Genomic DNA, 19949 nt, shown 5'->3' on the forward strand with positions numbered 1-19949 from the left:
CCTAAATTTGGCCTTTCCTGTTTCTCCTAACCACTCTGTTTTGGATCGACCGTCCTTCCTTACCATCTACCAGTCCGACCCGATTTTTCAGACGCTGGCGCTGCAGCTGGCCTCCAAGGAAAAATTCCGGCTCCAGCTCCGGGGCCTCTCCGGGAGCTTGGATATGGTGCTTTTTGCTTCCTACTTCGAAAAAAAAGGCGGCTTTCACCTGATCGTCGCCCAGGACAAGGAAGAGGCCGCCTACCTCAACTCCGACCTTCAAAACCTCCTCGGCACTGAAGACTACCTCATCTTTCCCGGAAGCTTCAAGCGCCCCTACCAATACGACGAGGTGGACAACGCCAACGTCCTCACCCGAGCCGAAATCCTCAACCGCATCCTGGAATCCAAGGGCGAATCACGCATCGTGATCACCTATCCCGAGGCCCTGTACGAAAAGGTCATCAACAAGCGCTCCCTCGTGGACAACACCTTCACGGCGCGCGTCGGAGAGTCGGTGGACATGGAGTTTGTCACCGAAGTGCTCACCAGCTACGATTTCGAAAGGACGGACTTCGTCTATGAGCCGGGACAGTTTGCCATCCGCGGAGGTATTTTGGACGTGTTTTCCTTCAGCAACGAGCACCCCTATCGTCTGGAGCTTTTTGGCAAGGAGATCGAGAGCATCCGGACTTTTGACCCTGAGAGCCAGCTCTCCATCGCCAACGTCGAGCTGATCTCCCTGATCCCAAACGTACAGACCAAGCTGCTCCAGGAGCAAAGGCAGTCCTTTCTCGGTTTTCTGCCCGAAGGGACGACTATTTGGATCAAGGACTACCAGCTAACCGTGGACGTGATGGACGAGTCTTTTCACAAAGCCGAACAGGCCTTCACCCAGATCGTGGCCCAAAGCCAGACCGAAAAGCTACTGCTCAAGCCGTCGGACCTCTTTGACAAGGGCAAGGACTTTTCGGAGCACATCTCGGGCTTTTCCACCATCGAGTTTGGAAGGCAGTTTTACCTCAAGACCGACCAAAAGATCACCTGGGAAAGCCAGCCCCAGCCTTCTTTCAACAAAAACTTCGACCTGCTGGTCACCAACCTCTCAGACAACGAAAAGCTGGGATTCACTAACCTGATCACGGCCGAAAACGAGAAGCAGATCGACCGCCTGCTGGGCATTTTCCAAGAGCTGGATCCCACCCTTCATGTGCAGAGCATGCTCCTGGGACTGCGGGAGGGCTTTGTGGACAAGCAGGCCAAACTGGTCTGCTACACCGACCACCAGCTTTTTGAGCGCTACCACAGATACAAGTCACGGGCAAAAGCCAGCAAATCCAAAGCGCTGACGATCAAGGAACTCAAGGCGCTTCACCCCGGAGACTACATCGTGCACGTAGACTACGGCGTGGGCCGCTTTGCTGGCTTGGAAAAAGTCGACATCAACGGCAAAATGCAGGAAGCCATCCGGCTGGTCTTCCGGGACGACGACCTCCTGTATGTCAACATCCACTCCCTGCACAAGATCTCCAAATATTCCGGGCAGGAAGGCCAGCTTCCCTCCATGTCCAAGCTGGGCTCTCCAGACTGGGACAACAAGAAATCCCGCGTAAAAAAGCAGGTCAAGGACATCGCCAAGGACCTGATCAACCTCTATGCGAAGCGCCGAAATGCCCCAGGTTTTTCCTTTACCAGAGACTCGGTACTGCAGGTGGAGCTGGAATCGTCCTTTATCTACGAGGACACGCCAGACCAGGCCCTCGCCACCTCCGATGTGAAGTCTGATATGGAAAAGTCCTATCCCATGGACCGCCTCGTCTGCGGGGATGTGGGCTTTGGGAAAACCGAAGTGGCCATCCGGGCGGCCTTCAAGGCGGTGAACGACCGCAAGCAAGTCGCCGTCCTCGTGCCTACGACCATCCTGGCCATGCAGCACTACCAGACTTTCAGCGAGCGTCTGGAAAACTTCCCGGTAAAAGTTGACTACATCAACCGCTTTCGCACTGCAAAGGAAATCAAGGAAATCGTCGCCCAAGTCAAGACCGGAGAAATCGACATCCTCGTCGGCACGCACAAGATCGTGAACAAGGACATCGCCTTCAAAGACCTCGGGCTCCTGATCATAGACGAGGAGCAGAAGTTTGGAGTCAAGGTCAAAGACCAGCTCAAAAACCTGCGGGTGAACGTGGACGTGCTGACGCTGACCGCCACGCCGATTCCGAGGACGCTGCACTTTTCCCTTATGGGTGCCCGCGACCTCTCGGTGATCGCCACGCCTCCACCCAACCGGCAGCCAGTGACGACTGAGGTACAGACTTTCCAGGAGGAAGTCATCCGCGATGCCATCTCCTACGAACTGCGACGTGGCGGTCAGGCGTTTTTTGTCCACAACCGCGTCGGCGAGATCGACAGCATCGCCAACCTGATCATGAAGCTGGTACCTGATGCCCGGGTCATCGGTGCCCACGGACAGATGGACGGCAAAAAGCTGGAGAAAATCATGGTGGATTTCATCAACCATGAGTACGACGTCCTGGTCTCCACCAACATCATCGAGTCAGGCCTGGACATCCCCAACGCCAACACGATTCTGATCAACCGAGCCCACATGTTTGGCCTGAGTGACCTGCACCAGATGCGCGGCCGGGTGGGCAGAAGCAACAAAAAGGCCTTTTGCTACCTGCTGACCAGTCCCATGTCCGGCCTGACTGCCGAGGCGAGAAAGCGCCTGCAGACTTTGGAGGAGTTTTCCGACTTAGGCGACGGCTTCAAGGTGGCAATGAAAGACCTCGATATCCGCGGAGCCGGCAATCTTCTGGGCGCCGAGCAAAGCGGCTTCATCACCGACTTGGGCTTTGAGATGTACCACAAGATCCTCGACGAGGCGGTTCAGGAACTGAAGGAAAACGAGTTTGCGGCGCTCTTCGAAACCGACCTGGCCGAAAAAGTCAAAGTGCTCGTCCAGGACTGTACGATAGAGACGGATCTGGAACTCCTGATTCCGGAGGAATACGTCAGCAACATCAGCGAGCGCCTCGGCCTTTACTCCAAGCTCGACGCGATCAAAAACGAGGAAGAACTGGGGAAATTCTCCAAGATGCTTCAGGACCGGTTTGGCCCGCTGCCCAAGGCAGTCGGCGACTTGATGGAGACCGTTCGTTTACGTTGGTTGGCAGAAAAGCTTGGAATAGAGAAGCTTGTCTTGAAAGGAAGGCAAATGAAGTGCTATCTTTTGCCCGCCAATCGGGAAGACTTCTATTCATCGGCGGTTTTTGGGCAAATCATGAGGTATGCCCAGACACATCCCAAGGAGTGTAAAATAAAAGAACACAAGAATCGTTTGATACTTACAATCGAGGGAGTGCCGACCGTCCGCAAGGCGCAAAAGGTGCTTTTGGAGATGAATTCCTGAGGTTTTTCTGAAATTTAACTGGCATAAAAATTGCGTTTTCGATAACCGGTTTTGCATAATTTGGCCCAATAGCGTGATTTGGGGCCATTTTGGAAATCCCGGAAAATTGAATTTCATTGGAAGTGCATTCCAATGCATCTATATTAGCACTCTGAAATAGACTAAAACATTACCATATGAGTCTGAACAACAAATCTTGGGGATTGTGGGCAACGGCGATTTTGCTGGCCTCTGCCTCTGTTTTGTCCTCTTGTAACAAAACTCCCGGCTACGGCCGCCGCACGGCGAACAATCCCGGGAAAAGAAGTGCCACCACCGGCGCTGAGTTTTCCTTCGATGAGCAGGATTCTACCAATTTCTTTGTTTCCAAGCGTGCTGAGCAGATTCCAGGACCAAACCTGAAATTTATCCAAGGTGGGCGTACCGTCCTCGGATCTCAGGAAGAAGACGTGATGGCCTTCCGGGACAACCTGGAAAGAACCGTATCCATCGCCAACTTCTACATGGATGAGACGGAAATCACCAACAACGATTACCGAGAATTCCTTTTTGACATGAAGAAAAAAGTGAGCGCAGACTCGCTTTTGAAGCTGGAGCCTTCCGAAAACGTATGGTCTGGCGCCATGTCCTTCAACGACCTCTATCAGTCCTACTACTTCAGATTCCCAGGCTTCAACTTCTATCCGGTCGCTGGCGTCTCTTGGACTCAGGCAAGTGTCTATGCAAAATGGAGAACTGATTTTGTGCAGGAGCTCGTGCGGGAAGAGCGCGGACTCGATTCCTCCTTTACCAAAAACCAGCTGATCGAGCGTGGCGTGGCCATGGCTGATTTCCGACTTCCAAACGAAGCGGAGTGGGAATACGCAGCCAAAGCGATGATCGGTACCCAGTACCTGGATGAAAACCAAGAATATGGCCGAATCTATCCATGGGATGGCCGCGGCGTGCGTAACCCCTACAACGTCAAGAGAAAAGGCAAGCAGGGCGATTTCTTGGCTAACTTCAAAAGAGGCCGAGGTGACTACGCCGGTATCTCCGGAAACCAGAGAAATGATGGCGACATCCTTCCTACCAACGTGTACGACATGGCACCCAACGATTTTGGACTCTACCACATGGCTGGAAACATGAACGAGTGGGTGTATGACATCTACCGTCCTCTGACTTTCCAAGATGCGGATGACCTGAACCCGATGAGAAAAGACGGCATCTACGACGAGGAGGAAAACTATGAGACCTCCATGTTTACCGACGAGATCCGGGTGTACAAAGGCGGCTCTTGGAAAGACGTAGCCTACTGGCTCGCTCCAGGTACCAGAAGATTTATGCATCAGGACTCGGCAACCAACAACATCGGTTTCCGCTGCGCGATGATCTCCATTGGAGAAAAAGGAAAGTAATAAGCGAATCGCATGATATCATAAGCCCGACAGTTCTGTCGGGCTTTTTTTTGGTTTCACTTTTTGGGAGGAAAGTGAATAAGGCTGTACTCCGACAGAGGAATGCTTGATTGGTCTATCACTTTGACCGTTCATTGAGATTTTCGGGGAATTTGGCTGCCCTCTGGCTAAATTTCCCCTTTCAATCCCAAGAATATGAACCTGAAAAACAAGTTTAAAATCGTCTTGCTCGGCCTGCTTCTGTCTGCGGGAGAGGCCTCGCTCGCACAGACTGGCTACCAAAGCCCCCCCCAGTCCATCGCAGACCTGTTCAATGCCGACCCCACGCCAAGCGTCTCTTTCAGCAAGGACGGCGGCCTCATGCTCGTGTTGGAGCGGGCGGGAGCTCCCTCCATCGAGGATCTCTCCCAGCCCGAGCTGCGCATTGCCGGCATCCGCATCAACCCGGCCATTTCCGGCCAAAGCCGGGCAGGCAGCTTTCACAACGTGAAACTGAAAAAAACCAGATCGGGCGAAGAGTTCCAGATCAAAGGTCTTCCTGCACAGCCAAAGCTGAATGGATTTGCATTTTCCCCAGATGAGAAGTTCCTAGCCTTCACCCACACCGAAAGCAACGGCATCAGTCTGTGGATAGCCGATCTCACCACTTTCGAAGCCAAAAAACTAAGTGATGCCGTCGTAAACCAGGTTTTTGGCAACTCGGTAGTTTGGATGCCGGACAACAGCCTCTTGGTAAAGACCGCCAATCCGGCTCGGGGCGCCATGCCCAAAGCTCCGGCAGCTCCCGCTGGTCCCGTGATACAAGAGACCTCGGGCAATGCCGCTCCCAGCCGCACCTACCAAGATCTGCTGAGCAATCCCTACGACGAGGCGCTCTTCGCCTATTTCATGGATTCCCAGCTGATGAAGTTCTCCCTCGATGGCAGCAAGACTGCAGTGGGCCAGCCCGGCATGATCAAGTCCATGGACCTAAGCCCTGACGGCGCCTACCTGCTGATCGAAACCATCAAAAAGCCCTTTTCCTATCTGGTGCCAGGCAGCCGCTTCCCCTACGATGTCGAGATCTGGAAGTCTTCTGGAGAAAAAGTCAAAACACTGGCCGAAATCCCCCTGGACGAGGTACGCCCTACTGGCTTTGACGCCACGGTCACCGGCCCAAGAAACATCAACTGGCGAGCCGACCAGCCTGCGACACTGTATTGGGCGGAAGCCATGGATGGAGGAAATCCGCGCACCGAAGTAGCGGAGCGGGACATTGTCTATACGCTTTCGGCTCCGTTTTCAGGGGAAAAAAGCAAGCTGGCTTCGACTTCCCTGCGTTTTGGCGGAATAGACTGGTCGGATGATTCCTTTGCCATCCTCAACGAGCGCTGGTTTGCCAGCAGAACGGAAAAGCGATCGGTCATCAATCCTGCAAGTTCTTCCCAGGCTCCCCGCGTCATCATCGAGCGATCCTCGGACGACCTTTACAACGATCCCGGAGATCCTGTGATGACGGAAAACCAATTTGGCAGAAACGTGCTCCTTCGCAAGGGAGACCTGATCTTCATGCGCTCCGAGGGTGGCAGCGCGGAAGGCAGCATGCCTTTCCTTTCGACTTTCAACACAAAAACCAAGGAGCAAAAAATACTCTGGAGGTCACAGGCACCCTACTACGAGCGCGTAGCCAAAGTCCTGAACGCGGATGCGAGCGAGTTTGTCACACTCAAAGAAAGTACCGACATCCAGCCCAACTACTGGCTAGTCAACACCAAAAAGCGCATCGCACCGCTTCAGCTGACCAATTTTGCCCATCCTTACGAATCCATCAAAGGCATCAAAAAGGAGCTAGTCACTTACAAGCGGAAAGACGGCCTCAACCTTTCGGCTGTCGTCTACACTCCGGAAGGATACGATCCAGCCAAAGACGGAAGGCTGCCAGTCCTGATGTGGGCCTATCCCCGCGAGTATAAGTCCGCCGCAGACGCTGCGCAGGTGAGGGGATCCAAGTACACCTTTACCCGCATCAGCTGGGGATCGCCTATTTACTGGGTGACGAGAGGCTATGCCATCATGGACCAGACCGAGATGCCCATCGTGGGCGAAGGGGACAAGGAACCCAATGACTTCTTTATCGAGCAATTGGTTGCCAATGCGGAAGCTGCCATCGACCACATCGTGGAGATGGGCATAGGCGATAGAAACCGTGTCGGCGTCGGAGGCCATTCCTATGGGGCATTTATGACCGCCAACCTGCTTTCCCACACCAATCTCTTTGCCGCAGGCATTGCGAGAAGTGGGGCCTACAACCGTACCCTGACTCCATTTGGCTTCCAATACGAGCAGCGCACCTATTGGGAGGCGCCAGAGGTGTACTTCAACATGTCTCCGTTTTCCTTTGCCGACCAGGTGAAAACTCCGATCCTTTTGATCCATGGAGAGGCGGACAACAACTCCGGCACTTTCCCCATCCAGTCCGAGCGCTACTACAACGCGCTGAAAGGCCACGGAGCGACCACGCGATTGGTTTTTCTTCCTAGCGAAAGCCACGGCTACGCTGCCAAAGAGTCCATCCTGCATACCCTCTGGGAGATGGATACTTGGCTGGAAAAATATGTGAAGAATAGGAAATAGCCTCAAAGGAGCTCTGTCGTCATCGGATCGGCAGAGCTCTTTTTCAATACAGCAATCCAAACATCCAAAGGGGGATCGTATTTTTCACCCCAATCTCGATGTCGTCTTTTGCCACAAAAGAATTCGGGATGTCCTTGATTTGGCTGGAGGTTTTGCTTCTTCCTCCTACTTCGAAAACCCATTTTTCATTGACCAAAAAATCGCCCTTTACCGCCAGGTTGGTTTGGGCTACCGCCTTGAGCTGGTTGGAAAAGAAGGTTTCCCGGATCGTCCCGGCATTGGCGTTTTCCTCGGCTAGCGCTAAAAGCAGGTTTGGGTTGCCGAGGTAGAGCTTTTCGGGTTTGGTAAGCGCGCCAACTCCCGAGTTAGGCTTATGTAGTATCTGGAGGATACGTGCCCGATCGAGAAGTTCTATCGCGCGGAGCAGACTTGGTCTCGAAATTCCCGATTTCTGGGAGAGTTCGCTGACATTTGGCGTGAAAGGAACCGAGGTAGCGATCAACCGGATCAGTTTTTTCAGCTTGAAGATCATCTCGTAGTCCATGTTTTCCACAGCCATCAAGTCGACCTCCAAGATCAGTTGTACGGTCTTTCGGAGCTTTTCCAGATAGGCTTCCTTGCCTTCTTTGAAAAAGGGATAACTGCCCCATTTCACATATTGGTGGAACAGCGCGACCGGTTGGATCAATCCGAGCAAATCCGAGGCAATCTCCACGTGGCCTTTCAGAATCTCTTCCAAAGTCAAAACAGGAAGTAAACTACCCGTCTCCAGCTCCACAAACTCCCGAAAGGACAACTCAGGCAGAAGGTAGCTGACGGCGCGTCGGCTCAGATCAGATTCACCCTTATAGATTTCCAAGATCGAGGAAGAGGTGAAGACCACCCGCAAATCCGGAAAGTCATCGTAGATCAGCTTCAGTTCCCTAGACCAATTGGGGTACTTATGGATCTCGTCGAGCAGCAGCACTTTTCCTCCACCGAGGTAGAACTCCTCCGCTAGATCGCGCATAGAATGCTCCGAAAAGTACAAGTCATCCAGGGAGATATACAGGCTCGTGCCATCAGCCACAAGCTGTGTTTTGGCGTATTGGAGCAACAGGGTGGTTTTGCCCGAGCCTCTGGCTCCGTTGATCGCGATCAGACGCTGGCCCCAGTCGATTTTTTGCAAAAGAAATCGACGGAACGCCACTGGTACCCGCTGGATCTTGGCCTGGGAATTGAGCAAAAGCTTCTCCATTTGTTAAACACATTTTACATTCCAAACGAATATATGTAAAATGTATTTAACAAAAAAGATAACAAAATGTAAAACCTATTTTACAATCAGGCAAGATCCGCTCCCCACATAAAGACCAAAAACAGGATTCCCAACACGATCCGATACCAGCCGAAAGCCGTGAATCCGTTACTGGAGACGTATTTCAGGAACAGCTTCACCGCGATCCAGGCGGAGATGAAGGCCACCACAAAGCCTACCGCCAGCATGATCAGTTGCGCTTGGTCAAATACCAGATCCGACTTGATCAGGTCATAGCCACCCGCTGCCATCATCGTCGGCACAGCCAAGAGGAAGGAAAACTCGGTCGCCTGCTTTTTGTCCAGCCCGTTGAACACGCCGCCGATGATCGTGGCCGCGGCACGGGAAGTGCCCGGCACCATGGAGAGACACTGGCAGAGGCCGATGAAAAAGGCGTTTTTGTAGGAAATGTCCTCCACGTCGGCGAGAGTCGTCTCCTGGTTGATGACTTTTTTGTCAATGAAAATCAACACGATCCCACCCAGAATCAGCGACACCGACACCACGACCGGATTGAAGAGGTAGGCTTTGATGTAGTCGTAGGCCAAGAGGCCCACGACAGCGGTCGGCAGGAAAGCCGCAAAAAGCTTGAAGTAGATGTTGAGCCCACGGAAAAAACGCTTGATGTACATCAATGCGATCGCCAAGATCGCCCCCAATTGGATAAAAACTTCGAAGGTCTTCACAAACTCATCCTCATGTATGCCCATCGCCGCGGAGGCCAAGATCATGTGTCCTGTGGAAGAAATCGGCAAAAACTCGGTAAGGCCTTCGATAATCGCAATAATGATACTCTGAAAAAGGGTCATGGATAAGGTTTTTTTAACTGCTGCAAAACTAACATTCCGTAGCGGAAGGCAAGCCTCCGTCCGTCAATGACAAAGAGATTTTAACATGCCGCTTTGACATGCTGTCCATTTTCCCTTTATTCACCTAAATCCTTACGAAATGAAAACCGCTATCATTGCCCTCGCCTGTCTGTTTTTTTCAGGCCTCGTCCTCGCCCAGGACCTCACGGAAACCACCTTCACCAGCAGTATCCAAGAAGTGACGCTTTTCCTCTCCGGTGCGCAGGTTTTTGAAAAAGCCCAAGGCAGCATCCCCGCAGGCGAGTCGCTCATCCTCATCAAGGGACTTTCCCCCTACCTGGACGAGAAGAGCATCCAAGCCAAGGGAAGCGGAAACTTCACCATCCAGGCGGTCAACAAGCGGCTGGACTTCCTGAGCGAAAAGGAAGTCAACACCAAGGTCAAAGCGCTCGAAGACCAGATCAAGGCGATCCAGACCAACCAGACCAAGGAAAACACGCGGCTGGAGATCCTGGCGGAAAAGGCCAGTCTGCTCGACGCCAACAAAAACCTCGGTGGCACCCAAGCCGGCACCAACGTGGCGGAGCTACGCGCGGCAATGGATTTTTACGAAACCGAACTGACGAAAATCTCCACCGAGCGCGCGCAAATCAACGCCAGTCTGCAAAAAGAGAACGAGGAAATCATCCGCCTGCAGAACCAGATCCGCGCCATGCTGGAGAGCGAAAACAAATCCACCTCTGAGATCCGCATCCGCGTGAAGGCTCCAGCCGCGGGCACGGCCAGCTTTGAGCTCAACTACCTCGTGGCCAATGCCGGTTGGTATCCGAAGTACGACGTGCGGGTGAAAAACGTCAGCTCCCCACTTGCCCTAAACTACAAGGCCGAAGTCTACCAAAACACCGGAGTCGACTGGAAAAACGTCAAACTGCGATTTTCCAATGCCAATCCAAACCAAAGCGGGCAGGCTCCCCAGCTCGAGAAGTGGGAGCTGAACTATGCGAGACTCACGACTTTCAATCCCCGAACACAAGTCTTCGGCTCGGTAGCAGGCCGCTTGACCAGTTCGTTCGATGGCTCTCCTCTTCCTGGTGCTACCGTCATGGTAGAGGGTACCACCATCGGCACCGTGACGGATACGAATGGAAACTATTCGCTCACGCTTCCCGGCGGAGCAAACCAATTGGTAGCGTCCTTCATCGGCTATCAGACGAGAACGATGCCGATCAATTCCTCCACTATCAACATTTCCTTAAATGAAAACCTAATCGCCGTGTCTGACGAGGTTGTAGTTGGATATGACGTTGAATTGGAAAGAGCGCTACAAGGTAAAGTAGCTGGTATTAATATATCGGGAAGGGAACGGAGAATGAATAGCCCGGCAGAGACTGTAATGGTTGCTAGCGCTATCGCCACCGAGGTCATCGAAAACCAAACCACGGTCGAGATCGAGGTCACCGAGCCGTACAGCATCAAGTCGAACGGGGAGAAGACGCTGGTTGACCTCAAGGCCTATGGCGTACCGGCTGTCTACCGCTATGCCGTCATACCCAAGCTGGACAGCGATGCCTTCCTCATCGCCGAGATCGCCGACTGGAGCCAATACAGCCTGCTGGAGGGGGAAAGCAACCTCTATTTCGAAGACGGATTTGTCGGCCGATCCATCCTAAACGCCTCCGCCCTGGAAGACACGCTGCTGGTGTCCATGGGACGTGACCGCTCTATAGCGATTCAGCGGGAAAAGATCGAAGAATACTCCAAGAAGCGAAGCATCGGCTCCAACATCACCGAAAGCCGGGGCTACGAGATCAGCCTTCGCAACAACAAATCCCAGCCCGTCACGCTCAAAGTCGAAGACCAGATCCCCGTCTCGGTGAATTCATCCATCTCCGTGAGTCCAATCCAGCTTTCCAGCGGTTCCCTCGATCCCCAGACCGGCAAAGTCACCTGGGAAATCACCTTGGCTCCCGGCGAGCAAAAGAAACTCTCCCTGCAGTACGAGGTCAAATACCCCAAAAACGAACGGGTAATATTGGATTGAGTTGTTGGTCCACGGTCCACGGTCGACAGTCCATCATTTCGACAAACTAACGAGGGACTGTGGTGAAAACGAGTTGTTTGTCAGCCTGAGCGGAGTCGAAGGCGATTTGGAAATAACACATTTCGACTCCGCTCAATGTGACAAATGGCATCCTCTTGAGGTAGACCTATTTGCTTTGATGAGGCTGTTGACCGTCGTCCCTGCCTACCGGCAGGCAGGTGTGGACTGTTGACTAATTCTGCTTCTCCAGCGTCATCTCAAAAAACTTATACCATGCGTTCCCGGCGTTGTATTCGCCCACCTCAAACCACTGCCCCTGCGCGTTGATCTCGATCAAGTAGCGCACCTCCTTCACCGGATACCAGTAGAGCTTGCCGTCGATCAGCTCAGCGGGATAGGTTCCTTTTTCCCCACTTTGGAGAAAAGACGTAAAGTCAAACTTCCCCTCGCCTTCCCCGACGCTGATGATGGCCAGCGCATGATGGACGACTTTGCCCTCGGACTTCCCGATCCCTTCCACTTCCATCAGAGTTCCACTGAGTTTGAATTGCACATTTTCCTCCTGCTCAAAGGTCGAGCGGACGCGGTCTTGCCCCATCATCCAGCCGCTGCCTTTCCACTTCCCTTCCAAAAAGGAAAGCGCGGACAGCTTCTTTTGGGCGGCTTCATTCAGGTCATAGGAGGGCTGGGCCAGCGCCAGCACAGGAGATCCGGCAAAGAGGATCAGGACGAGCAGAAATTGGATTAGATTTTTCATAGTGTAAATTGGTTTATGTTATAAACTTAAAATTCAAAATTTTTTACTCGATGTAGTTTCTGAGGTTTTCCACATAGGCCTCAAAGGCTTTCACCCCCACCTGCGTGATCTTGCAGGTGGTGAGCGGACGCTTTCCCTTGAAGGACTTTTCGATCCCGATATAGCCCGCCTTCTCCAGCTTGTCCAGCTGCACGCTGAGATTGCCTGCGGTGGATTCGGTCTTTTCCTTGAGAAAGGTAAACTCCGCTTCCTCCACGCTGATCAGCAGCGACATCACCGCCAGGCGGAGTTGGGAGTGCAATAGGGGATCAAGAGGCTTGAACACGCTCACGATAGTTTTTATTGAGATAATATCCTGGCATCAGGTAGCCCAGCACCATGGCCACGCCAGAAAGGAGGTACTGCGCAGGTACTGGCAGCATAAAGCCGATCACGGCGGCGAGCAAAAGTAACACTCCACCTCCACGAACCAAATTCACCCGGATCAGCGAGCCGGTCGTCCACATGCCTATCCCCGCCAAAATGAGGATGATCGGGTTTTGGTTGTAGCCGATCACCGGCATGAAGGCCAGCGTGATCACTATCCCGGCAAACACCATGATCCACACCTGGTTGATCACTTGGCTTACGTGGGACTTGACGCGGGCCTTTTTGGCGATTTGGAAGCCTTTCCAAAAGCTCACCGCCGCCGCCGGAGCCACCAGAATCCACACATAGTAGGGATGCTCATACCCCAGCTGGTACAGGGTGAAGTGTCCAAAATTGCAGATCGCGATCACCCAGCCCCACAGCCGCATCTGAAAGCCGCCGTCCCCCGCCGTCTCCCGCTTTGCCCTGTTGATCATCTCCGTGATCAGCGCCAAGGACTCCTTGTTACTCAGTTCTTTTTCCATAGTCATATCTGTTTTCTTTCCAGAACGAATCAAATATAAATAGGTTTACATTATAAACCATTTTATATCAGATTTTTTTATTCCTGCGGAAAAATGATCCTTACCTTGGATCATCCTGAAGCCCAAGCCCATGAAAGACATCTTTGATCCCCTCGTCACCAAAGAACTGATCACCAGAATCGGACAGCTGAAACCCGACAGTCCCGGCCTCTGGGGCAAAATGGCCGTCGACCAGATGCTTGCCCACTGCTCGGTGGCCTACGAAATGGCCTACACCAAAAAGCACCCCAAGCCCAATGCGCTGATGCGCTTCCTGCTGAAGGCTTTTGTCAAAAAGGGCGTGGTCAACGAGGTGCCCTATCCCAAAAACATCCGAACGGCTCCTGCCTTCATCATCGCAGACCGCCGGAATTTTGAGGAGGAAAAAGACAAGCTGGTCAAGTACCTCGAGCATACCCTGTCTTTGGGAAGGGACCATTTTGAGGGCAAAGAGTCCCTTTCCTTCGGAAAAATGACCGCCCAGGAGTGGAACAACCTCTTCTACAAGCATCTTGACCATCACCTGACCCAGTTTGGTGTATGATACAGGCAGGAAAATCCATCCGAACCTTCGTAGGTTCCAAGGACTTCGAGGAGAGTTGCCGCTTCTATGAAACCCTGGAGTTTGAGCTACACCACCATGGAAAAGGCTTTGCCTATGTGTCCATCTCTCCCGAGATTGGCTTTTACCTGCAGGATTACTACGTGAAGGATTGGTGCGAAAACTCCATGCTCTTCCTCGAGGTAGAGGATCTTCCGGCCTATTTTGACAAAATCATCGAGCTTGACCTTCCCGGGAAGTTTCCCGGCGTGAAAATCATGCCCATCAAGCAGCAAATCTGGGGAGCCGAGTTTTTCATCATCGAGCCTGCCGGGGTGCTCTGGCATATCGGGACCTTTAACAAAGAAAGCGTCGGGTAGATCCTTTCTTGCCCAGAAGCTGGAAAAACGCCCTTTTCCCCTACTGCCTGCTCCAAGCCAATCCCTGACACCTCTACCCCCAAACCACAGTTGGCGAAGGGCGGACTTTCCTATTCCGATTTTGAAAAACAGGGAGCGGGTTTTAGCTTAGCAAATATCAACCGCCAGGCCTATGCGATTGCTCTCGATCACCGTACTTGCCTTTTTGACCTTTCTTCCGCCCCTTTTTGCGGCCAACCCAAGTCTGGAGGATTCCATCCTCACCGAACGCAAAATATGGGAAGAGTTTTTTGCAAAAAACCTGCGATACCCAGCCGAGGCTATCAGGGCTCAGGAGAGTGCCAGGATCGTCCTCTCGGTCAAAATCGGCCCAGAAGGAAACCTGGACAGTCTGTTTTTGGTGGAAGATGCGCCGGAGTATTTCCAAGACCACGTGATGGAGGTTTTCTCGCTTGGCACCTCACTTTGGAACAAGGCTATTCTTGAAAGTCGCCCAGCCGACGCACGATACCTGATCTGCTTCAATTTCGAATTTGGTGGGACAAATGGGCCGCCTGCGAACCGGCAGAAAATGGCCAAGGACTACATCGAAAAAGGAAAGCCGGAAAAAGCCCTGAAGATCCTTGACCAACTGATCGAAAAGCAACCCTACAGCTACAAAAACTACGAACTACGATCCGAAACCCATCGCCAGCTGGGAAACACGGAACTTGCCCAGAAGGACTACATGAACTCCCGCCTGACCAAAAAGAAAGTGCTGTCGGAGTTTGACGTGGTGGTCTATGGGCAAGTCACCCGCCGCGTGGAGACGTCCCTGCATTTGTAACCGACCGGCCGAAAGCGTAGCATTGTTCCATCCGGCCAGTCCAACAGTACCTCTATGACTAAAAGTACCCTACTGCTATCCCTGTTTATCGCCCTTCTCTCTTCTTGCTCCAAGCCGGCCGAAACGCTGGAGCTCGAGGACACCACTGCAGAACTCAGCCTGGACCAGGAAATCGTGCAATCCCTCCCGACCGGCGACAATTCGCAAAACGCGCTTGATTGGCCCGGCACCTACTTTGCCACCCTGCCTTGCGCGAGCTGTGAAGGCATCGAGACTTGGGTGACGCTAAACCAGGACGGCACCTTTGTGCTGAAAACCCACCACATGGGCCTCAATGACGACCTCGAGGAGATTTTTACGGGCAAGTTTACCTGGGACGAAAGTGGCTCCATGGTGACCTTTCACGGGCTGATCGGCTCCGCCCCAGGTAAATACAAGGTGGGCGAAAACCGCATCTGGCACTTGGACAAAAACGGAAACAAAATCGAGGGCGACCTCGCTGATCGCTACATTTTGGTCAAGCAGTATTGATTTTGAGGGATGCCCACAATCTTGCCAGTGAGCGAATTTGCCACTTCATTTGGGCCTGTCTGCTCAGGCGGGCTGGAAGACCCCGACACGTCGGGCAGGCGATGACGGAAGACCGAAGTTTTGGCAAAGCTAGAGTCTGCCGTTAGTTTGGATAGCCTGGGTAAGTACTAAATTGATCTCTGGCCAGACGATGGAACTGCGGTGGACTGTCGACTGTAGACTGTTGACCAAAAAGCTTATTTAAACCTCACAATCTTCCCGTGCGCCTTGGAGGTCATTTCCTCGGGGATCGCCTCGGTGATTTCCTTGTAGAGCAGTTCTACGAGCTTTTGCTTGAGAAAGCTGCGGTTCAGGATGATGCTCACCTCGCGCGTGGGCGCCCCTACAAAAGGCCTGAGCCGGGTCTTTTCCTCCGGAGAAAGGTCATGCGTCGCCAGCTCCGGCAGCAGGGTCATGCCCTGATAGCGGTTGACCATATTTTTCAACCCCTCCAGCGAGCCGCTTTCGTAGTGGAAGTTTTTGTGGCCTGAGCTCGTCTGGTCGCAAAAGTTGAGCACCTGATCCCGAAAGCAGTGTCCCTGCTGGAGAATCCACAGGTCCTCGGCTTTCACATCGCCGACTTTGATCTCCCGCTCCCGCAGCAGCGGATGGTTCTGGGAGAGATAGGCATAAAATTTCTCGTAAAACATCGGCTTTTCCACCACTCCCGGTTCAGCAAGAGGAGTCACAATGATGCCCAGATCCAGCTCGTCGTTTTTCAGCCTACGGACGATCTCCTCGGTGACCATTTCCTGTACCTCGAGCTTCACGTTGGGGTATTTCTCCAAAAACTTCCTGACAAACAAGTGCAGCAGATAGGGCGCGAGCGTGGGAATGATGGCCAGCTTGATCGTGCCGGAGATGTCGCCCTTGAGCTGAGCCACCAGCTCCAGGATGCCTTTACTTTCGGATACCACCTTCTTTGCCTGGGCGATGATCTGCACGCCAATCTCCGTCGGGATCACCGGCATCTTGCTTCGGTCAAAGAGGATCACGCCCAGCTCTTTTTCCAGCTTACCGAGCTGCGCGCTGAGCGTAGGTTGGGTGACATAGCAGGACTCTGCCGCATTTCCAAAGTGCCGTTGTTTGTCGACGGCGATGAGGTACTCGAGTTGTTGGATGGTCATAGCAATAGAGATAATCTATGAAACTAAGCATTGAAATAGAAAGATGAGTTCCGCTCCCCTCGGGATTTTTGCCCCAAAATCCCGCTACAGCAAGGAAATCTGACAATTAGCGATCTCGAAATTTCCTTTCCGAACCCAAAAAAGCTAATTTATTCCCACTATTTGATCAAAACCCAAAAACCTTCCAAATGAGTAAATCCTCTTTTTCCAGAAGAAAATTTCTGGGCGCCAGCCTGCTCACCGGTGCTGGCATGAGCCTACTTCCCCAGCTGGGCTTCGCATCCTCTGCCCAGCCTCTTTTCCAGACCGCCCACGAGCGCGTACGCCTGGGCTTCATCGGGGTCGGCAGACAGGCCATGGGCTTGCTGAACAATTTCATGAAAATCCCCGGAGTCGAGGTCGTGGCCGGTGCCGACGTCTATGCGGTGAAGCGTGACCGCTTTGCGCTGCGGGTGAAAAAAAACCAAAGCGAAGCCGGTAAGCCCAATGTCGCGCCCAAACTCTATGCAGACTATCGGGAGCTGCTGGCCAATCCCGAAGTGGACGCGGTCGTCATTGCCTCGCCCGACCATTGGCATGCACTGATGGCCATCGATGCCTGTCGCGCCAAAAAGGACATCTACCTGGAAAAGCCCCTGACTTTTACCATCAAGGAAGGCCAAGAGCTGGTCAAGTCTGTCCGTGCCAATGGTGTAGTCCTCGCGGTGGGCAGCATGCAGCGCGCCGCGGTCAATTTCCAAACCGCCGCCCTGCATGTGCAAAAAGGCCGTCTGGGCGAGATCAACCAAGTCTTGGTGTATGTCGGGGAAAATCCCCATCCGAAGCCCTACGATCTCGCTCAGGAGGCACTTCCGGCGGGGCTGGATTGGCAGGCTTGGCTCGGTCCGCTGCCAAAGCTTCACTTCAACGACCTGCTCAATCCGGGCATCACGCTCGATCCGGAAAAAAACGAGGCGGCCTGGGGAGCCTGGCGCTGGTACAAGGAAACCGGCGGAGGATTGATGACAGACTGGGGTGCACACATGTTTGACATCGCCCAGTGGGGACTCGGGATGGATAGAAACGGCCCGATAGAGGTAATCCCGGCATCGGGAACTGCCCCGCTCACCTACAAGTACGCCAATGGCACCGAGATGCTGCTCACCAAGTACGATGAGGCCAGGGCGGGAGTCAAGTTTGTCGGGGAAAAGGGCTGGATCAACGTATCCAGAGGCAACTACGACACCTCGATCCAAGAGCTCCAGATCGGCAAAGAGCCGGAAAACTTCACGTTTGGAGCGCATCATGTGGATTTTATCGACTGTGTGAGAAAAAGGAAAGACCCCATCGTCCCAGTGGAAGTCGGCCACAGTACCTGTACGGTCTGTACCATTGGCAACATCGCCCATGAGATGAACCGACCGCTGAAATGGGATCCCATCGCCCAGGAATTTTCCGACCCGGATGCCAACACCAAGCTCCACTACGCCTATCAAAACGGGTATTCCCTGATCTAAAATCCAGACTTATCCACACTGCCGATGCACACTGTCCCGAAAAATACCAAGCTAGGTCTGCTGTACTTATCCACAGCCTGTCTATTTTTCCAGTGCGGCAAAAGCACGGAAAGCTCCACCGCCGAGCAGCCCCTATCCACGGAGCAGTTCATCCCAAATCCGCAGGTCGTCGCCGAGCAGCCTATCGCCAAGCTGGCGATAGGCGATGCGGCACCGCCTTTCCGGCTCCCGGATTTGGATGGGAAATACCATAGCCTCGAGGACTATGCGGACTCTGAGGTCTTGGTGGTGAACTTTACCTGCAACCACTGTCCGACTGCCCAGGCCTACGAGGATCGCTTTATCAGCCTGGTGGATGAATACGAGGGCAAATCCGTGGCCTTCCTCGCCATCTCCACCAACAGTCCCATTGCCGTTCTGCCCGAAGAGCTGGGCTACACCGATCTGGGCGACTACTACGAGGAGATGAAAATCCGCGCTGTGGATAAGTCCTACAATTTCCCCTACCTCTACGATGGCGACACGCATGAATTTTCGCTTGCATATGGTCCGACGGCCACGCCGCACGTCTTTGTTTTTGACAAGGACAGAAAGCTGGCCTACTCCGGCCGCATCGATGCGAAGGAGAAACCGGGAACCGGCAATGCGGAAGACCTGCGAAATGCCATCGAAGCCACGCTCAGGGGAGAGGCCCTTCCCGCCGAATCCGCGCAGACTCCTGCTTTTGGCTGCTCGATGAAGTGGGCCTGGAAAAACGAGTACACCATCAAGACCAACAAGGCCTGGGAGGAAAAAGCAGTCACCTTGGAAAAGCTGTCCCCGGCGGGACTGGCGGAATTGCTCCAAAACAATACGGACGAACTGCTTTTGGTCAATTTCTGGGCGACCTGGTGCGGCCCTTGCATCATCGAATATCCGGAGTTTGTCACCATGCAGCGCATGTATGGCGAGCGGGATTTCCAGTTTGTCTCGGTGAGCATGGACACACCGGAGCAGTTTGACAAAGCCCTGAAATTCCTGGACGGCAAGGCCTCTGCGCTTCCCAACTACCTGATGGATACCGAAGACAAGTATGAGGTGATCCAGGTCGTGGGCGAAGACTGGGACGGCAGCCTGCCCATTACTTTGCTCATAGAGCCCGGCGGAAAAATCGCCTACAAAGCCCCGGGAACGATAGACGCCTTGGCATTGAAAAAGGCCATCGTGGACCATCCCATGATAGGAAGGTACTATTGAGCAAGGCTTTCTTGACTTTGGGATTGGAAACAAGTAGATTGTATCCAATCCTTTTTTTATGCAATGGCTGATTCTGACTTTCCCTTGCTGCGGCTTTCGCAGATGCTTTACTCGTCTTCACGGCTGCTCATCCAGCGGATCCAAAAGGCGCTCAACGAGTTTAATCTGACTTATCCACAATTTCTCGTCCTCCGCATTTTATGGAAAGAGGACGGCCTAAAAGTATATGAGCTGGGCAAGCAGCTGGATTTGGACTCTGGGACCTTGACCCCTCTTTTGAAAAAGCTGGAAAGCCAAAACCTGCTCCGACGCAAGCGGGGCGAAACGGACGAGCGAACCGTATTCATACATCTCAGCTATCCTGGAAAATCTCTCCAAAACAAGGTCATGGACGCTGTTCTTCAGCTGGAGCAGGAGCTGGAAGTCGAGCTGGGAACTAACCTCAACCAGCTCAACGCCCTTTCCGAAGCATTTTTGGAAAAGCTACAGACGCTGGACTAGCGGCTTTCCACCTTCGAAAAAACGTTTTTCCC

17 protein-coding genes are annotated in these 19949 nt (G+C 53.1%); 11 read left to right on the forward strand and 6 right to left on the reverse strand.

Annotated features, from left to right (window positions below):
* Positions 1–40 precede the first annotated feature (40 nt).
* The 3 genes from mfd (at position 41) to J0A68_RS01520 (ending at position 7404) form a co-directional block, all read left to right on the forward strand.
* On the forward strand, positions 41–3391 hold the full coding sequence (gene mfd, locus J0A68_RS01510; RefSeq protein ID WP_206576415.1) for a transcription-repair coupling factor: 3351 nt from the start codon (positions 41–43) through the stop codon (positions 3389–3391).
* A gap of 176 nt (positions 3392–3567) precedes the next feature.
* A complete protein-coding gene (gene gldJ, locus J0A68_RS01515) occupies positions 3568–4791 on the forward strand; it encodes a gliding motility lipoprotein GldJ (RefSeq protein ID WP_206576416.1) in 1224 nt (407 codons plus the stop codon).
* A 195-nt stretch (positions 4792–4986) separates the two neighbouring features.
* Positions 4987–7404, forward strand: a complete 2418-nt coding sequence (locus J0A68_RS01520; RefSeq protein WP_206576417.1) for a prolyl oligopeptidase family serine peptidase — start codon at positions 4987–4989, stop codon at positions 7402–7404.
* Positions 7405–7447: 43 nt separating this feature from the next.
* Here the strand turns inward: J0A68_RS01520 and J0A68_RS01525 are convergent, their stop codons facing one another.
* Together J0A68_RS01525 and J0A68_RS01530 are read right to left on the reverse strand one after the other, a co-directional pair.
* Positions 7448–8641: an ATP-binding protein gene (locus tag J0A68_RS01525; protein WP_206576418.1), complete on the reverse strand. Its 1194-nt coding sequence runs from the start codon at positions 8639–8641 to the stop codon at positions 7448–7450.
* Positions 8642–8727: 86 nt separating this feature from the next.
* Positions 8728–9510, reverse strand: coding sequence for an undecaprenyl-diphosphate phosphatase (locus J0A68_RS01530; protein WP_206576419.1), 783 nt, complete (start codon positions 9508–9510; stop codon positions 8728–8730).
* A 139-nt stretch (positions 9511–9649) separates the two neighbouring features.
* Here J0A68_RS01530 and J0A68_RS01535 point away from each other — a divergent pair, with 139 nt between their 5' ends.
* Positions 9650–11551: a mucoidy inhibitor MuiA family protein gene (locus tag J0A68_RS01535; RefSeq protein ID WP_206576420.1), complete on the forward strand. Its 1902-nt coding sequence runs from the start codon at positions 9650–9652 to the stop codon at positions 11549–11551.
* A gap of 232 nt (positions 11552–11783) precedes the next feature.
* On the opposite strand, the gene J0A68_RS01540 is transcribed toward J0A68_RS01535, so the two are convergent.
* From J0A68_RS01540 to J0A68_RS01550, 3 genes are read right to left on the reverse strand one after another with little or no spacing between them, the layout of a single operon-like run.
* Positions 11784–12308 carry a hypothetical protein gene (locus J0A68_RS01540; protein WP_206576421.1) on the reverse strand — a complete coding sequence of 175 codons (525 nt, stop codon included), beginning with the start codon at positions 12306–12308 and terminating at the stop codon, positions 11784–11786.
* Between the two features lie 43 nt (positions 12309–12351).
* A complete protein-coding gene (locus J0A68_RS01545; protein ID WP_317195078.1) occupies positions 12352–12633 on the reverse strand; it encodes a winged helix-turn-helix domain-containing protein in 282 nt (93 codons plus the stop codon).
* Positions 12617–13201, reverse strand: a complete 585-nt coding sequence (locus J0A68_RS01550) for a hypothetical protein (protein WP_206576423.1) — start codon at positions 13199–13201, stop codon at positions 12617–12619. Before J0A68_RS01550 ends, J0A68_RS01545 begins: the two co-directional genes overlap by 17 nt.
* A gap of 130 nt (positions 13202–13331) precedes the next feature.
* Between J0A68_RS01550 and J0A68_RS01555 the strand changes: the two genes are divergently transcribed.
* The 4 genes from J0A68_RS01555 (at position 13332) to J0A68_RS01570 (ending at position 15518) form a co-directional block, all read left to right on the forward strand.
* Complete coding sequence (locus J0A68_RS01555) at positions 13332–13784, forward strand: hypothetical protein (protein WP_206576424.1); 453 nt, start codon at positions 13332–13334, stop codon at positions 13782–13784.
* Positions 13781–14161: a VOC family protein gene (locus J0A68_RS01560; RefSeq protein WP_206576425.1), complete on the forward strand. Its 381-nt coding sequence runs from the start codon at positions 13781–13783 to the stop codon at positions 14159–14161. Before J0A68_RS01555 ends, J0A68_RS01560 begins: the two co-directional genes overlap by 4 nt.
* Before the next feature lie 172 nt (positions 14162–14333).
* Complete coding sequence (locus tag J0A68_RS01565; protein WP_206576426.1) at positions 14334–14987, forward strand: energy transducer TonB; 654 nt, start codon at positions 14334–14336, stop codon at positions 14985–14987.
* Between the two features lie 54 nt (positions 14988–15041).
* Positions 15042–15518: a copper resistance protein NlpE gene (locus J0A68_RS01570; protein WP_206576427.1), complete on the forward strand. Its 477-nt coding sequence runs from the start codon at positions 15042–15044 to the stop codon at positions 15516–15518.
* A 236-nt stretch (positions 15519–15754) separates the two neighbouring features.
* On the opposite strand, the gene J0A68_RS01575 is transcribed toward J0A68_RS01570, so the two are convergent.
* Positions 15755–16684, reverse strand: coding sequence for a hydrogen peroxide-inducible genes activator (locus J0A68_RS01575; protein WP_206576428.1), 930 nt, complete (start codon positions 16682–16684; stop codon positions 15755–15757).
* 188 nt (positions 16685–16872) lie between these two features.
* Between J0A68_RS01575 and J0A68_RS01580 the strand changes: the two genes are divergently transcribed.
* The 3 genes from J0A68_RS01580 (at position 16873) to J0A68_RS01590 (ending at position 19917) form a co-directional block, all read left to right on the forward strand.
* Positions 16873–18180, forward strand: a complete 1308-nt coding sequence (locus tag J0A68_RS01580; protein ID WP_206576429.1) for a Gfo/Idh/MocA family protein — start codon at positions 16873–16875, stop codon at positions 18178–18180.
* A 24-nt stretch (positions 18181–18204) separates the two neighbouring features.
* The gene (locus J0A68_RS01585) at positions 18205–19416 is read left to right on the forward strand and encodes a redoxin domain-containing protein (protein ID WP_206576430.1); all 1212 of its coding nucleotides are present in this window, start codon (positions 18205–18207) and stop codon (positions 19414–19416) included.
* A gap of 63 nt (positions 19417–19479) precedes the next feature.
* Positions 19480–19917: a MarR family winged helix-turn-helix transcriptional regulator gene (locus tag J0A68_RS01590; protein WP_206576431.1), complete on the forward strand. Its 438-nt coding sequence runs from the start codon at positions 19480–19482 to the stop codon at positions 19915–19917.
* Positions 19918–19949: the final 32 nt, after the last annotated feature.

It is taken from the genome of Algoriphagus oliviformis, assembly GCF_017254915.1.
Taxonomy (GTDB): Bacteria; Bacteroidota; Bacteroidia; order Cytophagales; family Cyclobacteriaceae; genus Algoriphagus; species Algoriphagus oliviformis.

Coding starts and splice junctions, on each gene's coding strand:
- J0A68_RS01585 (WP_206576430.1), top strand. CDS start 18,205: ATGCACACTGTCCCGAAAAATACCAAGCTAGGTCTGCTGTACTTATCC.
- gldJ (WP_206576416.1), top strand. CDS start 3,568: ATGAGTCTGAACAACAAATCTTGGGGATTGTGGGCAACGGCGATTTTG.
- J0A68_RS01535 (WP_206576420.1), top strand. CDS start 9,650: ATGAAAACCGCTATCATTGCCCTCGCCTGTCTGTTTTTTTCAGGCCTC.
- J0A68_RS01570 (WP_206576427.1), top strand. CDS start 15,042: ATGACTAAAAGTACCCTACTGCTATCCCTGTTTATCGCCCTTCTCTCT.
- J0A68_RS01550 (WP_206576423.1), bottom strand. CDS start 13,201: ATGGAAAAAGAACTGAGTAACAAGGAGTCCTTGGCGCTGATCACGGAG.
- J0A68_RS01565 (WP_206576426.1), top strand. CDS start 14,334: ATGCGATTGCTCTCGATCACCGTACTTGCCTTTTTGACCTTTCTTCCG.
- J0A68_RS01525 (WP_206576418.1), bottom strand. CDS start 8,641: ATGGAGAAGCTTTTGCTCAATTCCCAGGCCAAGATCCAGCGGGTACCA.
- J0A68_RS01530 (WP_206576419.1), bottom strand. CDS start 9,510: ATGACCCTTTTTCAGAGTATCATTATTGCGATTATCGAAGGCCTTACC.
- J0A68_RS01555 (WP_206576424.1), top strand. CDS start 13,332: ATGAAAGACATCTTTGATCCCCTCGTCACCAAAGAACTGATCACCAGA.
- J0A68_RS01590 (WP_206576431.1), top strand. CDS start 19,480: ATGGCTGATTCTGACTTTCCCTTGCTGCGGCTTTCGCAGATGCTTTAC.
- J0A68_RS01540 (WP_206576421.1), bottom strand. CDS start 12,308: ATGAAAAATCTAATCCAATTTCTGCTCGTCCTGATCCTCTTTGCCGGA.
- J0A68_RS01580 (WP_206576429.1), top strand. CDS start 16,873: ATGAGTAAATCCTCTTTTTCCAGAAGAAAATTTCTGGGCGCCAGCCTG.
- J0A68_RS01520 (WP_206576417.1), top strand. CDS start 4,987: ATGAACCTGAAAAACAAGTTTAAAATCGTCTTGCTCGGCCTGCTTCTG.
- J0A68_RS01575 (WP_206576428.1), bottom strand. CDS start 16,684: ATGACCATCCAACAACTCGAGTACCTCATCGCCGTCGACAAACAACGG.
- J0A68_RS01560 (WP_206576425.1), top strand. CDS start 13,781: ATGATACAGGCAGGAAAATCCATCCGAACCTTCGTAGGTTCCAAGGAC.